The organism is Enterococcus sp. AZ015 (genome assembly GCF_050499225.1).
Lineage (GTDB): Bacteria > Bacillota > Bacilli > Lactobacillales > Enterococcaceae > Enterococcus_D > Enterococcus_D entomosocium.
Window position 1 is genome coordinate 1,138,483 of sequence record NZ_JBMHEX010000001.1, and the last position, 14,728, is coordinate 1,153,210.

At 43.4% G+C, this 14,728-nt stretch carries 15 protein-coding genes and 1 other annotated feature; of the genes, 14 read left to right on the top strand and 1 reads right to left on the bottom strand.

Annotated elements, in window-relative coordinates; genetic code table 11:
• Positions 1-3: 3 nt before the first annotated feature.
• The 8 genes from galT (at position 4) to argS (ending at position 8,738) form a co-directional block, all read left to right on the top strand.
• Positions 4-1,488 (top strand): UDP-glucose--hexose-1-phosphate uridylyltransferase, encoded by a 1,485-nt coding sequence (galT, locus tag IGK85_RS05385; RefSeq protein WP_008381093.1) that lies wholly within the window; start codon positions 4-6, stop codon positions 1,486-1,488.
• Positions 1,489-1,520: 32 nt separating this feature from the next.
• On the top strand, positions 1,521-2,501 hold the full coding sequence (locus IGK85_RS05390; protein WP_008381095.1) for a LacI family DNA-binding transcriptional regulator: 981 nt from the start codon (positions 1,521-1,523) through the stop codon (positions 2,499-2,501).
• A 264-nt stretch (positions 2,502-2,765) separates the two neighbouring features.
• A complete protein-coding gene (gene tsaB / locus IGK85_RS05395) occupies positions 2,766-3,491 on the top strand; it encodes a tRNA (adenosine(37)-N6)-threonylcarbamoyltransferase complex dimerization subunit type 1 TsaB (RefSeq protein WP_008381097.1) in 726 nt (241 codons plus the stop codon).
• Entirely contained in the window at positions 3,475-4,017 is a 543-nt protein-coding gene (gene rimI, locus IGK85_RS05400; RefSeq protein WP_008381099.1) for a ribosomal protein S18-alanine N-acetyltransferase, read from the top strand. The genes tsaB and rimI (IGK85_RS05400) overlap by 17 nt, the downstream gene beginning before the upstream one ends.
• Positions 4,010-4,483, top strand: coding sequence for a ribosomal protein S18-alanine N-acetyltransferase (gene rimI, locus IGK85_RS05405; RefSeq protein ID WP_008381101.1), 474 nt, complete (start codon positions 4,010-4,012; stop codon positions 4,481-4,483). Before rimI (IGK85_RS05400) ends, rimI (IGK85_RS05405) begins: the two co-directional genes overlap by 8 nt.
• Positions 4,476-5,495 (top strand): tRNA (adenosine(37)-N6)-threonylcarbamoyltransferase complex transferase subunit TsaD, encoded by a 1,020-nt coding sequence (gene tsaD / locus IGK85_RS05410; protein WP_008381103.1) that lies wholly within the window; start codon positions 4,476-4,478, stop codon positions 5,493-5,495. The genes rimI (IGK85_RS05405) and tsaD overlap by 8 nt, the downstream gene beginning before the upstream one ends.
• A 136-nt stretch (positions 5,496-5,631) precedes the next feature.
• Complete coding sequence (argF, locus tag IGK85_RS05415) at positions 5,632-6,645, top strand: ornithine carbamoyltransferase (RefSeq protein WP_005237003.1); 1,014 nt, start codon at positions 5,632-5,634, stop codon at positions 6,643-6,645.
• 80 nt (positions 6,646-6,725) lie between these two features.
• Positions 6,726-6,919 (top strand) — a binding site (T-box leader).
• A gap of 127 nt (positions 6,920-7,046) precedes the next feature.
• Entirely contained in the window at positions 7,047-8,738 is a 1,692-nt protein-coding gene (argS, locus tag IGK85_RS05420) for an arginine--tRNA ligase (RefSeq protein ID WP_005237000.1), read from the top strand.
• Positions 8,739-8,823: 85 nt separating this feature from the next.
• Here the strand turns inward: argS and IGK85_RS05425 are convergent, their stop codons facing one another.
• Positions 8,824-9,294, bottom strand: a complete 471-nt coding sequence (locus tag IGK85_RS05425; RefSeq protein WP_005236999.1) for an arginine repressor — start codon at positions 9,292-9,294, stop codon at positions 8,824-8,826.
• A gap of 300 nt (positions 9,295-9,594) precedes the next feature.
• Here IGK85_RS05425 and rpsB point away from each other — a divergent pair, with 300 nt between their 5' ends.
• From rpsB to IGK85_RS05455, 6 genes are all read left to right on the top strand, one after another.
• Complete coding sequence (rpsB, locus tag IGK85_RS05430; protein WP_005229426.1) at positions 9,595-10,383, top strand: 30S ribosomal protein S2; 789 nt, start codon at positions 9,595-9,597, stop codon at positions 10,381-10,383.
• 110 nt (positions 10,384-10,493) lie between these two features.
• Positions 10,494-11,375 carry a translation elongation factor Ts gene (gene tsf, locus IGK85_RS05435; protein ID WP_005229432.1) on the top strand — a complete coding sequence of 294 codons (882 nt, stop codon included), beginning with the start codon at positions 10,494-10,496 and terminating at the stop codon, positions 11,373-11,375.
• Between the two features lie 147 nt (positions 11,376-11,522).
• Positions 11,523-12,245 carry a UMP kinase gene (gene pyrH / locus IGK85_RS05440; protein ID WP_005229433.1) on the top strand — a complete coding sequence of 241 codons (723 nt, stop codon included), beginning with the start codon at positions 11,523-11,525 and terminating at the stop codon, positions 12,243-12,245.
• A gap of 1 nt (position 12,246) precedes the next feature.
• Positions 12,247-12,804, top strand: coding sequence for a ribosome recycling factor (gene frr / locus IGK85_RS05445; RefSeq protein ID WP_005229434.1), 558 nt, complete (start codon positions 12,247-12,249; stop codon positions 12,802-12,804).
• Between the two features lie 191 nt (positions 12,805-12,995).
• On the top strand, positions 12,996-13,796 hold the full coding sequence (locus IGK85_RS05450) for an isoprenyl transferase (RefSeq protein WP_005236994.1): 801 nt from the start codon (positions 12,996-12,998) through the stop codon (positions 13,794-13,796).
• Positions 13,793-14,599: a phosphatidate cytidylyltransferase gene (locus IGK85_RS05455; protein WP_005236992.1), complete on the top strand. Its 807-nt coding sequence runs from the start codon at positions 13,793-13,795 to the stop codon at positions 14,597-14,599. Before IGK85_RS05450 ends, IGK85_RS05455 begins: the two co-directional genes overlap by 4 nt.
• The last annotated feature ends 129 nt before the right edge of the window (positions 14,600-14,728 follow it).

The following is a 14,728-nucleotide window of genomic DNA, read 5'->3' on the forward strand; positions in this document are numbered from 1 at the left end:
CCAATGACGATCAGCCAAACAATCAGCGATTTCGTCACTTTAGCAATCAAGGCTGGCGGCTGGATGGAAATGGATCGTATTTATTTGCAAAACCGAGTACTAGCTATGATCGGGGAAGCTGTTTTTGAGCCAAGCGAAATTCGTTCTGTTGCTCGTTCCTCGATTGAAATGATGGACGAACTGGTGGCATGTGCATTGAGCAATCAGCAAATTGGCGATTCTCACGCAGAAAGAGAAATCTTTGAAGCCCAGTTGATGGACTTTTTGACGCCACCACCTTCAGTAGTCAATGCTTTTTTTGCGCAACATTATGCCAATGATCCTAAAGAAGCGACGGATTATTTCTTTGAGCTGTGCCGTCAAAATGATTACATCAAGACTCGGGCCATCGCTAAAAATATCGTCTTTCCTGTTGATACGGAGTATGGGGAGATCGAGATCACGATCAATTTATCAAAACCTGAAAAAGATCCGAAGCAAATTGCCCAAGAAGGTACCGCTGCTTCTGTAGATTATCCGAAATGTATGTTGTGTTTGGAAAATGAAGGCTACCAAGGAAGGGTCAATTACCCAGCGCGGACCAATCATCGGATCATTCGTATGAATTTGGATAATGAAGCGTGGGGCTTCCAATATTCTCCTTACGCCTATTACAATGAGCATTCGATTTTTCTTTCTTTAGACCATCGGCCTATGAAAATCAATTTGCAAACCTTCGCTCGCTTGTTGCAGATCATTGAAGTGATGCCGCATTATTTTGTCGGGTCCAATGCCGATCTGCCGATCGTTGGGGGTTCGATCTTGTCCCATGACCATTACCAAGGAGGGCGGCATACGTTTGCCATGGCAAAAGCGCCAATCGAACAACACTTTTCTTTGACTGGGTTTCCTGATGTAGCTGCGGGGATCGTGAAGTGGCCAATGTCGGTGATACGATTACAAGCGAAAAACAAACAAAAATTAGCCGCCGCTTGCCAATATGTGTTAGCCCAATGGCAACAGTACTCAGATCCAAGTGTTTCGATCCATGCTTTTTCAGAAGATGGGACGGCTCATCATACAGTGACACCGATCGCCCGCAAGCAAGGAGGGCTGTTTGAAATGGACTTAGTCTTGCGGGATAATAATGTTTCCAAAGAACATCCTGACGGCATTTTTCATCCACATCAAGAAGTGCAGCATATCAAAAAAGAAAATATCGGATTGATTGAAGTCATGGGTTTGGCAGTTCTCCCACCGCGTTTAGCTCCGGAACTAGAAGAAGTGACTGCTTATCTATTGGATCAGCCCAATCAGATCGCGGCTTACCATATACCGTGGGCAGATGCGATCAAAGCCCAGCACCCAGAATGCAATGCCGAAAACGTGTCGCAGATTTTGCGCAATGCATTAGGAGAAGTCTTTACACAAGTATTGACGCATGCAGGCGTCTTTAAACGAGACCAGACAGGGCAAGCGGCCTTTGCTCGCTTTATAGCTACTTTATAAAAAAGTTCCCCGCAAAAAAAGGAGGCTGGAAGATGGCAACGATTAAAGATATTGCACAACAGGCTGGCGTCTCGCCAGCCACTGTATCACGGGTGCTGAATTACGATTCAGAATTATCGGTCAGTTCTGAAACCAAAGAGAAAATTTTTAAAGCCGCAGAAGCACTCAATTACACAAAACATAAAAAAAAGAGTCAGCCAGAAACCAGTAGTATGCGCTTGATCCAATGGTTTGATACCGAGGAAGAATTAGCGGATCTTTACTATTTAGCGATCCGTATCGGGATTGAAAACAAAACCGAAGAATTAGGGATCCGTTTGCTGAAAGAACCCTATGAAGGATTGTCTGATACCGCCGTCGATGGAACGATCGCGCTAGGGAAATTCGATGATCACCAGATTCGTCAATTGAAAAAAAGCCAATCCAATTTGTTGATGGTCGATTTTGACGCATTGGCCCAGGGCGTCAATTCTCTGGTGGTGGACTTTCAACAAGCGGTCGATTTAGTGATCGATGACTTTATTGCAAAAGGCCACCAAAGGATCGGCTTGTTATCAGGCGTTGAGTTTACCAAGGACCATCACCAAGAAATCGAAGACCCTCGGCGCCGGATTTTTGAGGAACGGCTTCGTCGGTTGAAGTTGCACCACCCGCAATATCATCTCAGCGCACCCTTTACAGTAGAGGGCGGTTATGAGGCGATGAAAGAGTATTTGCAGCAAAACAAAGAGTTGCCAAGTGCCTTATTTGCTTCCAGTGATGCCTTAGCGATTGGCGCTATGCGTGCTTTGCAAGAAAAAAACATCAAGATTCCAGATAAGATCGCAATTATCGGCTTCAATGATGTCAGTGTCGCAAAGTACGTCTTTCCGACTCTGTCAACCATCAAAGTTCATACGGAATGGCTGGGGGAGCTGGCAGTGACGACCTTGCTGGATATCATTACGAATGCAGCACCCGTTCCTCGAAAAGTTACGATCGCAACGGAGCTGATTACGCGCCAATCTTCTTAGCAACCAGTTGAATCATCGGAGGATACCGTTACACACGTCAACTGAGTTTTAATGAAATAACAAAAAAATGAATATCGCCTTACCCGAACCTTTAAACAGCCCCGCTGGTTTGCAACTGCAGCCGTGCTTGCTTTTTTCAAAGGTTCGGGTATTGTTGTCCTATTGCTTTTTTTCTAAACGCAGGCATCTTTTTGGAGACTTGGTTGGGCATTTGATTAGAATATGGTAGAATATGAGAGAGTTTTTTGAATGGGGAGAAGATAGATGAAAACATTAGCGATTGATACCTCAAACCAGACACTGGCGGTTGCGGTGGTCGATGGTCAAGAAGTGTTGGGACAAAGCCAGACGATGGCGATCAAAAACCACAGCACAGCATTGATGCCTGCCATTGATGGATTGATGCAGGCGGTGGGGATGGCCCCTAAAGAGCTGGAGCAAATTGTTGTTGCGAAAGGTCCTGGCTCGTATACGGGTTTGCGCATCGGTGTCACAACAGCAAAAACGCTGGCACAAACATTGAACATCCCGCTGATTGGTGTTTCTAGTTTGAAAGCAGTCGCTGCCAATTGCGTGGGCGTATCGCAAGTGATCGTCCCGTTGTTTGACGCTCGCCGTCAAAATGTCTACGCAGGTGCCTACCAATGGCATAATGGTACCTTAGAAACAAGGATCAAAGATCAGCATATCTCACTGTCTGAGTTATTGACCCAGCTAAAAGCAGTCGATGGTCAAGAAGTCCTATTTGTCGGCGCCGATACCGTCAAATTTAAGGACATGATCGAGGCGGAACTGCCGACAGCCCATATCAATCAAGTGTCGTTATGGAATTACCCGAATGGCGTTGTTTTAGCTGCTATTGCGAAAGAAGAAGCGCCGGTGGCTTCGATCCATGATTTTGTACCGGACTACTTAAAATTAGTTGAAGCCGAAGAAAAATGGTTAGCCTCGCATGAACCGGGAGTGGATGCCTATGTTGAAAAAATTTAAAACGATGACGGGAAAGTTGGCTCTTTTCCGTCAGATTCAATATCCAGAGCGTAAAAAAGAGATACGAGGGGAAACGTATGTTGTTCGTGAATTAGTCGGTGATGACATTAAAGAGCTGCTGCAGGTGGAGCGTCTCGTGTATGCTGGGGAACTGCCTTGGACCAAGAGCGCCTTTTTGTCAGAACTTTATTCACGGGTCAAACATCTTTATTTGGGCATCTTGCATAATGAACGGATGATTGGGTTTATCGGGGTGCGGATTTTAGGCGCTGATGCCCATATCACCAATATCGCGATCATTCCTGATTATCAAGGAAAAGGGATCGGTTCTTTCTTGATAGGAGAGATGGAACGTTATGCAAGGAAAAACAAATGCGACCGTTTGACATTAGAAGTTCGCCTGGGCAATCGTGATGCGCAACGTTTGTATCGGACCCTCGGGTTTGTTTCACAGGCGATCAAAACGGCGTATTACACTGAAGGCAATGAAGACGCATTGGATATGGTGAAATTTTTAAATGACTAACGAACAAGCAGATCAAACGATCCCGACACCGCAAATGCTCTGGTCATTGGCGGATCAGAGCTATCCCTTTGGCTCGCCTTGGAATTTGCAGCAATTTCAGCAAGATTTGCAAAACAGCAACAGTCGCTATTTGTTTCGTTATGGAAAAACCAACCAAGAGCTGATTGGGTTTCTCTGTTTTCAGCAAGTGCTGGATGAAGCAGAGCTGTTTAATGTAGCGGTTTTACCAGCATATCAAGGGCATGGTTTGGCGAAAGAATTGTTGAAACAAATGGAATCGCTCGTGGAACAAACCGATGGTCGGCGGATCTATCTTGAAGTACGTGTGTCGAATTTACAAGCACAGGCCCTTTATTTGTGCATGGGCTATACGGTCATCGGTCGTAGAAAAAAATATTACAGTCATCCTGAAGAGGATGCGTTGATTATGGAAAAGAAAGTAGGCGGAAAAAAATCAAATGAATGAATTGATTTTAGCCATTGAAAGCAGTTGTGATGAAACCAGTGTGGCAGTGATTAAAAACGGCGACACCATTTTAAGTAACATTGTTGCTTCGCAGATCAAGAGCCACCAGCGCTTCGGCGGTGTCGTACCAGAAGTCGCTAGTCGTCACCATGTCGAACAGATTACTTTGTGCATCGACGAAGCATTGACCCAAGCCAACACACAACCAGAAGAGTTGTCAGCTGTTGCTGCTACCTATGGTCCAGGGTTGGTTGGGGCACTGTTGATTGGGCTTTCTGCAGCAAAAGCCTTTGCGTGGGCCCACAGCTTACCGCTGATTCCAGTCAATCACATGGCAGGACATATTTATGCAGCTCGCCTAGTGAAGCCATTGGTTTTTCCTTTAATGGCATTATTGGTCAGCGGTGGCCACACCGAATTGGTGTATATGGCAGAAGATGGCTCTTTTGAGATCATCGGAGAAACGAGAGATGATGCCGCTGGTGAAGCCTATGACAAAGTCGGTCGAGTTCTCGGTTTGCCTTATCCTAGTGGGAAAGAAATTGATCGCCTTGCACATCTAGGTAGTGATACGTATCACTTTCCTCGAGCAATGATGCAAGAAGATAATTTTGATTTTAGTTTCAGTGGCTTGAAGAGTTCCTTTATCAACTTTGTGCATAATGCACAGCAAAGAGAGGAAGCATTGTCAGTAGAAAATCTAGCAGCCAGTTTTCAAGCCAGCGTAGTCGAAGTATTGGTTCACAAAACAGTGCGGGCATGCCAAGCCTATCCAGTAAAACAACTGATCGTCGCTGGCGGGGTCGCCGCGAATCAAGGCTTGCGTGACGCTTTACAAAAAGCAATGCAGGAATTGCCGGAGGTAGAACTGTTGATTCCACCGTTGCGCCTTTGCGGAGATAATGCGGCCATGATTGGTGCCTATGCCCATGTTGCGTTGAAAAAGCAGCACCTAGCAGACCTTTCATTGAATGCTGATCCAAGTGTCAGCTTTGCCCATAGGATTTCTTAAGATGATTGCACCTAAGATCCGTTCTTAGGTGTTTTTTTTGTTTCATTTATGAGCAAACAGAAGATATAGTTGTATTATATTTCATTATTTGATATTCTGATGTATATTTATTAATTATTTGAGAGGCGGGTATGCAATGACATCAGTTTTTAAAGGACGCAGTTTTTTAGCAGAGAAAGATTTCACAAAAGAAGAACTGCAATATTTAATTGATTTTTCCCAGCACTTAAAAGGGATGAAAGCCAACAATCAACCACATCGCTACTTAGAAGGAAAAAATATTGCACTTTTATTTGAAAAGAATTCGACACGGACGCGAGCAGCCTTTACAGTTGCAGCGGTGGATTTGGGGGCGCATCCGGAATTTTTAGGGGCCAATGATATTCAGTTGGGGTCTAAAGAATCCGTTGAAGATACCGCCAAAGTATTCGGCCGCATGTTTGACGGGATCGAGTTTCGCGGCTTTAGCCAACAGGTCGTCGAAGATCTGGCCAACTATTCAGGCGTACCTGTTTGGAATGGCTTAACGGATGACTGGCATCCAACACAAATGATCGCTGACTTTTTAACCATTCAAGAAAACTTCGGTGAACTGACTGGCTTGACCATCGCATACTGTGGGGATGGGCGCAACAATGTCGCCAATTCTTTGTTAGTGACGAGTGCGATTTTAGGGGTCAATATTCATGTCGTCACCCCAAAGGCCTTGCAGCCAGAAGCAAACATTATCGAACAAGCACAAGCCTATGCTCAGCACTCTGGCGCAAAGATCCTGGTGACGGATGACGTGGATCAAGGTGTTTTAGGCGCTGATGTCGTGTATACCGATGTTTGGGTTTCAATGGGCGAAGAAGAAAAATTTCAAGAGCGGATCGAACAGCTGCTGCCTTATCAAGTAAACCAATCGTTGATGGAAAAAACGCAAAATGACCAAGTGATTTTTATGCACTGTTTACCGGCTTTTCATGATGAACAAACTATTTATGGCAAAAAAGCAGCGCAGGCGTATGGGATTTCTGAGATGGAAGTCACTGACGAGGTCTTTCGTAGCAAGTATGCTCGTCAATTTGATCAAGCCGAAAATCGTTTGCACTCAATCAAAGCGATCATGGCAGTGACTGCCGGGGATCTATTTATTCCTAAAGTATAAAAATAAAATTTTTGAAAAATGCCAGAATCTCGCTAGCCAAACAAACATTTCTTTGCTATACTTTCTGGGAAGTAAATAGCCTTGATTTGATGAAACAAGAGAAGTAGCGATTCGAGTATCAGTTAGCGAGTTCGGGGTGGTGGAAGCCGAATTGATCAGATTGTGAAACGCACTTGTGAGAATTTGCTAAGCAAACGGAATTCTGCCGTTATCAGAAAAAAGTGGGTCCGAATAGGACAATCAGAGTGGTACCGCGGGAAATCTCGTCTCTAGTGCAAGTTATGCGCTAGAGGCTTTTTTGTTTTTATCAATCATTTCTTGCATGAAAAACATACAACTGTTTGCTTGCTTCAAACAACGTTTCATCAAAAAATGGGTTCAGTCATTATAGGAGGGATACTATGAATAACAAAGAAATCGTCGCACAAGCGATCCATCAAGTAGTAAAAGAAGATCTATCGATCGAACAAGTTCAGCAATTACTGGAAAATCCAAAGTCAGCCGACCATGGGGATGTGGCATTCCCAGCCTTCTCGCTAGCAAAAGTCTATCGGAAAGCGCCGCAGCAAATTGCCGCAGACTTAGCAGAAAAAATCGATCAAGCGTCTTTTGAAAAAATTGAAGTGGTCGGTCCGTATTTAAACTTCTTTATGGATAAAAAAGCAATCTCTGCCCATGTCTTAGAGCTGGTTCTCAAAGAAAAAAATCATTTTGGCGATCAAACCATCGGCAATCAGCAAGCAGTACCGATCGATATGTCTTCACCAAATATTGCCAAACCCATCTCAATGGGGCATTTGCGTTCCACTGTGATTGGTAACTCGATCGGCTTTATTTTAGAAAAAATCGGTTATCAGCCAATTCGCATCAACCATTTAGGCGACTGGGGCACACAATTTGGGAAATTGATCGTTGCCTATAAGAAGTGGGGGTCAGAAGAAGCGGTCAAAGCGGAACCAATCAACGAACTATTACGTTTGTATGTTGATTTTCATGAAGCAGCCGAGACAGATAAGCAATTAGAAGATGATGCGAGAGCTTGGTTCAAGAAACTAGAAGATGGTGACCAAGAAGCAATGGATTTGTGGCAATGGTTCCGTGATGAATCATTAAAAGAATTCAATAAAATCTATGATATGTTGGAAGTTTCCTTTGATTCATTGAATGGCGAAGCTTTCTATAATGATAAAATGACAGAAGTCGTGGAATTATTAGAAGAAAAACACTTGCTAAAAGAAGACCAAGGGGCAGAAATCGTTGATTTGGCTGCCTATGACTTAAATCCGGCGTTGATCCGTAAGTCCGATGGTGCGACCCTTTACATCACACGGGATATGGCTGCAGCGCTTTACCGCAAACGGACCTACAATTTTGCAAAATCATTGTACGTGGTAGGGAATGAACAAAGTTATCACTTCAAACAATTAAAAGCTGTTTTGAAGGAAATGGGCTTTGAGTGGGCAGATGATATGACCCACGTACCATTTGGGTTGATCACCAAAGATGGGAAAAAACTGTCTACAAGAAAAGGCAAGATCGTTCTTTTGGAAGAAGTATTGAATGAAGCGATCGATTCAGCGAAAGAACAAATCACTGAAAAGAACCCAACACTTGAAAACAAAGAAGAAGTAGCAAAACAAGTCGGTGTCGGGGCAGTCGTTTTCCACGATTTGAAAAATGACCGTTTGAATAATTTCGACTTTACGCTAGAAGAAGTCGTCCGTTTTGAAGGAGAAACCGGACCATACGTGCAATACTCTCATGCCCGTGCCATGAGCATTCTTGAAAAAGCCAACTTTGATCCCGCTGCTGTCAGCAGTCTGGCGTTGGCAGACGCTGAGAGCTGGGAAGTTATCAAATTGATTCAGCGCTACCCAGAAACGGTCATGCAAGCGGCGGAAAAATATGAACCATCCGTCATTGCCAAACATGCCATCAAGTTGGCACAAGCCTTTAACAAGTATTATGCCAATGTCAAAATCTTAGCCGAAGATACGGAAAAAGACGCACGTCTAGCTCTTGTTTATGCAGTAACTACTCTATTGAAAGAAGATTTACGGTTGCTTGGTTTACACGCACCCGACAAAATGTAACAAAAAAAGCTGTGCTTCTTGTTTCGACAAGGGCACAGCTTTTTTGTAGTGAAGAATGCAGCTAGATCCTATAGCTGTTTTTGCGCTATAAGACCGCGTGGTTTCTGATAAATTGATAAAAAGTTTCAGCGTCTTCGTCGCTGCGGGAAATCACCGCTACTGTATCAAAGCCCGCCAACGAGCAAACTTTTTCTGGCATGGTCACTTCATCGATCGCTGCCGAAAGCAAAGGCGCATTGTCCGCAACGGTATGGATCAAGGTCATGAATTGCACACGATCTACTTTAGTGACAACGTCTTCGATCATCTGTATCAAACGCTGCTCTTCTTCTTTTTCATCCTCAGAAGCTTGCATTCCTTGAAAAATGACAAACTTTGTCTGACCTGATTCATCGGGCACTTTCACGATTTTCAAATCACGAATATCGCGAGAAATAGTCGCTTGCGTGGCGGAGACGCCTTGGACTTCCAATTGCTGCAATAATTCTTCTTGCGTGCGTACAGTATGTTCAGTAATGATTTGTCTAATAAGTAAATGGCGATCAGCTTTTCGCATAGGTAAACTCCTTTAAGCATGATTGATTAAGTCAGCCTTATCATAGCAGATAACGCCGAAAAAACCTAGATATTATAAGAAAAGATTTAGAGTGTTAAAAAAAGCTGGATCGTGAATCGTAGTTTTTCATTTGAATCAGTTGCATTTCTTTTTTAGCTACTGTATACTGTTTAAGGCGTGAGTTTTTCACGTCAATCCCACATCTTGTTCCATCTGCGAAGCGGTGCTGATCGATTCAGTTCTTCAAGGAGTAAAAGAGCAAGAGAGGAAAACAAAAAACCAAATTGGAGGAAACACAACATGGCAGTAATCTCAATGAAACAATTACTTGAAGCCGGCGTACACTTTGGTCACCAAACTCGTCGCTGGAACCCAAAAATGAAGAAATATATCTTCACAGAAAGAAACGGCATCTACATCATTGATTTGCAAAAAACAGTGAAATTAGTAGACGCAGCTTACGACTACATGAAAAATGTTGCTGAAGAAGGCGGCGTTGCATTGTTCGTAGGTACTAAAAAACAAGCACAAGAAGCAATCAAAGAAGAAGCAATCCGTTCAGGTCAATACTATGTTAACCATCGTTGGTTAGGTGGAACATTGACAAACTGGGAAACAATCCAAAAACGTGTTGCTCGTTTGAAACAAATCAACAAAATGGAAGAAGATGGTACATTTGCTGTTCTTCCTAAAAAAGAAGTCGTTGGCTTGAACAAAGAGCGCGAACGTCTTGAAAAATTCTTAGGCGGTATTGCTGATATGCCAAGAATTCCAGATGTAATGTACGTTGTTGACCCACGTAAAGAACGTATCGCGATCCAAGAAGCACGCAAATTAAATATCCCGATCGTAGCGATGGTCGATACAAACTGTGATCCAGACGAAATCGATGTTGTTATCCCATCAAATGATGACGCTATTCGTGCCGTTAAATTGATCACTGCGAAAATGGCAGATGCTTTCATCGAAGGTAACCAAGGCGAAGACCAAGTAGCAGAAGAAGATTTTGCTGCTGAATCAACAGAAAACGCAACTTCAATCGAAGAAATCGTTGATGTTGTCGAAGGCGACAACGCATCAGCTGAATAATAAATGATGGAGCTGTTTCAAAGGCTAGGCGCCAAGCCTCACTCTCCTTTGAAACAGCTTTTTTTAAAGACAAGCAATCTTGTTTAAAAACATTTAGGAGGAAACAAAAAATGGCAGAAGTAACAGCTAAATTAGTAAAAGAATTACGCGATATGACTGGTGTAGGAATGATGGACGCAAAACGTGCATTAGTTGAAGTAGAAGGCGACATCGAAAAAGCCGTTGACTTATTACGTGAAAAAGGTATGGCAAAAGCTGCGAAGAAAAACGACCGTATTGCTGCTGAAGGTTTAGCATCTGTAGCAATCAACGGCAACACAGCAGCAATCGTTGAAGTGAACTCAGAAACTGACTTCGTTTCTAAAAACGAAATGTTCCAAGACTTAGTAAAAGAAATCGCTGAAGTAATCGCAGCGAACAAACCAGCTGATATGGATGCTGCTTTAAAATTAGAAACCTCTAAAGGCACAATGGATGCTGCGTTGATCGAAGCAACACAAGTAATCGGAGAAAAAATCAGCTTCCGTCGTTTTGAAGTTGTTGAAAAAGATGACAATGCTGCTTTCGGCGGTTACCTACACATGGGCGGACGTATTGCGGTGTTGACTGTTCTTGAAGGAACAACTGACGAATCAGTTGCGAAAGATGTTGCAATGCACGTTGCAGCGATCAACCCTCGCTACGTGAACGAAGCACAAATCTCTCAAGAAGAATTGGATCATGAAAAACAAGTCTTGACAGAACAAGCATTGAACGAAGGCAAACCAGCGAACATCGTTGAAAAAATGGTTGAAGGACGCTTGAAGAAATTTAAAGCAGAAATCGCTTTGGTTGACCAACCATTCGTTAAAGACCCAGATATGACAGTTGAAAAATATGTTGCATCAAAAGGCGCAACTGTGAAATCTTTTGTCCGCTTTGAAGTCGGCGAAGGTATCGAAAAACGCGAAGACAACTTCGTTGAAGAAGTAATGAGCCAAGTGAAAAAATAATTCTGTTCCTCGAACAGATGGGAACGCATGGAAGTGCGCTCCCTTTTTTTAAGCAAAAACGGTTTTTGAAGAAATAGTGTAGATAATTTTCAACGAAAGAGCACCAATATGCTACAATAGTATTGGAGAATGTACGGAGGAATCATGATGGGCAAACCAAAATATCAACGTGTTGTATTAAAATTAAGTGGTGAAGCATTAGCGGGTGACGAAGGCTTTGGGATCAAACCACCGACCATCCAGGAGATCGTTAAAGAGATCAAGGAAGTCCACGAATTAGGTGTACAGATGGCGATCGTGGTCGGCGGCGGAAACATTTGGCGTGGACAAATCGGTGCGCAAATGGGGATGGAAAGAGCCCAAGCTGATTACATGGGCATGCTAGCGACTGTGATGAATGCTTTAGCATTACAAGATACACTAGAAAACGCTGGTGTACCAACGCGTGTCCAAACTTCAATCGAGATGCGTCAAATCGCTGAGCCTTATATTCGTCGTAGAGCAGAACGCCACTTAGAAAAAGGACGGGTCGTCATTTTTGCTGGCGGAACCGGGAATCCTTATTTCTCAACTGATACGACCGCAGCCTTACGGGCAGCTGAAATCAACGCCGATGTCATTTTGATGGCAAAAAACAATGTTGATGGCGTCTACTCAGCAGATCCTAAAACGGATCAAAGTGCTGTGAAATTTGAAGAATTGACTCATTTAGAAGTCATTTCCAAAGGATTGCAAGTAATGGATTCAACCGCAAGTTCATTAAGTATGGACAACGATATTCCATTAGTCGTATTCAACTTGAATGAGCATGGAAACATTCGCCGCGCCATTTTAGGTGAACATATTGGAACGACAGTAAGGGGGAAATAACATGGCTGACAAAATTTTAACAGAAGCAAAAGACAAAATGAAAAAAGCAGCAGAAAACTTGCAGCGGGAACTAGGACAAATCCGTGCTGGCCGCGCGAACGCGAGCATCTTAGACCGCGTAATGGTTACTTACTATGGTGTACCAACACCCTTGAACCAAATGGCTTCAATTACGATTCCAGAAGCAAGAATTTTGATGATCACACCTTTTGACAAAACAATGATCCAAGAAGTTGAAAAAGCCATCATGCAAAGTGATATTGGTATCACGCCTGCCAATGACGGAACAGTGATTCGTTTGGTGATTCCTCAATTAACGGAAGAACGCCGTAAAGAATTAGCAAAAGACGTGAAAAAAGAAGCTGAAAATGCGAAAATCGCCGTCCGTAACATTCGTCGGGATGCCATGGAAGCTTACAAGAAACAAGAAAAAGCTGGCGACATCACAGAAGATGATTTGCGGGAATCTGAAAAAGAAGTGCAGACTGCTACAGATAACAGCATCAAAGAAATCGATGCCATCGCAGCTGAAAAAGAACAAGAATTACTTGAAGTTTAAAAGGAATGACGAAGAGTCGCTTCAGCGGCTCTTTTTTTATGGGCGAAACTATCTCATGTACTTGAATATGACAGCTGTTTTTTTGTTTTTTCTTAATATGGAAATCTTTTCTTGGTTTTCATAGGCAAGAAATCTGATTATTGTTATAATGTAAAAGATGAATTTCAAGAATTGGAAGAGGAGCGAATACGATGCTGCGTTTTTTTCCACAAAAAGACAAATATATCAAAGAAGCGGCTGAACATGAATTTGATCCATCACTGCCGATTCCCCAACACATCGCAATCATTATGGATGGTAACGGCAGATGGGCGCAAAATCGGCGCTTGCCAAGAGTAGCTGGCCACAAAGAAGGCATGGAGACGGTAAAGAAAATCACGAAACACGCTTCACACTTAGGTGTGAAGGTATTGACGCTTTATGCATTTTCGACAGAGAATTGGAAGCGGCCGAATGAGGAAGTAGACTTTTTGATGCAACTACCAGTCGACTTTTTCGACACCTTTGTTCCTGAACTAATCAAAGAAAATGTTCAAGTCAAAGTGATGGGGTTCACGGATTCTTTACCCCTACACACGCAAGAAGCGGTCAAGCGAGCGATCGACCAAACCAAAGACAATACGGGAATGATCTTGAATTTTGCTTTGAATTATGGCAGCCGCGCAGAAATTTTGACAGCTGTCCAAGCGCTTTATGAAGAACTCTCGGCTTCCGGCGAAGCCCTACCAGAGCTCACGGAAGACATGCTGGGGACGCATTTGATGACTGGTTTTTTACCAAGCCCTTTGCGGGATCCTGAATTGGTGATTCGAACGAGTGGTGAGGAACGTGTCAGTAATTTCTTGTTATGGCAGATTGCATACAGCGAGTTATTCTTTACGAAGGCGCTCTGGCCTGATTTCGATGCTGCTTTACTAGAAGATGCGATCGGGAGCTTTCAACAACGAAACCGGCGTTTTGGCGGTTTGAAAACAGAGGAGGAAGAAGAGTGAGACAACGTGTAATCACTGCGGTCGTCGCATTAGCCTTTTTCCTGCCAATTATTTATGTTGGCGGCATTGCCGTCGAATTGCTGGCAGCAGCAATGGCAGGAATTGGTGTTTATGAATTATTTCGGATGAAAGGACTAGCTATTTTCAGTTTTGAAGGAATTCTTTCAATCCTCGGAGCGGTGATCTTAGTTTTGCCTCAAGAACGCTGGTTTTTCTTTTTGCCAGAGGGGACAGATAAAAGTGCCTTGTACTATCTGATCGTTCTTTTGTTACTAGGGATCGCGGTTATTTCGAAAAATACGTATACCATCGATGAAGCTGGGTTTCCGGTGATCGTTAGCTTATATACTGGTGTCGGGTTTGAACGTTTCTTGACGGCACGGTCAGCAACGGATGGATTAGTTGTTTTAGTTTTCGGGCTGTTTATCGTGTGGGCAACGGATATTGGGGCTTACATGGTGGGACGGCGTTACGGCCAACGAAAATTATGGCCGGAGATTTCTCCTAATAAAACCATCGAAGGGGCCCTAGGCGGGATTGCTGCTGCGGTGGTCGTAGCTGGTTTGTATCTATTAGCATTTCCTGGGAAAGATTATTTTGGACACGGTAGTGCCATCATGATTTTATTGACGGTCCTCTTTTCGATCGCTGGGCAATTTGGTGATTTAGTGGAATCCGCGATCAAACGTCACTATGGCGTGAAGGATTCAGGGAATATCCTGCCAGGTCACGGAGGAATCTTAGATCGCTTCGATAGCATGTTGTTTGTGTTTCCAATCATGTATTTATTCGGTGTCTTTTAGAAAAGTTTTAAGAAGTGCAGGCTTGGCTTGCGCTTCTTTTTTTAAATTCTTGTTACAACGGGAATGTGAGTTCCTCAACGGGAACCGGTGTGATAAAATAAGGAAAGGCTGCCCTGAATGAGAGGGATG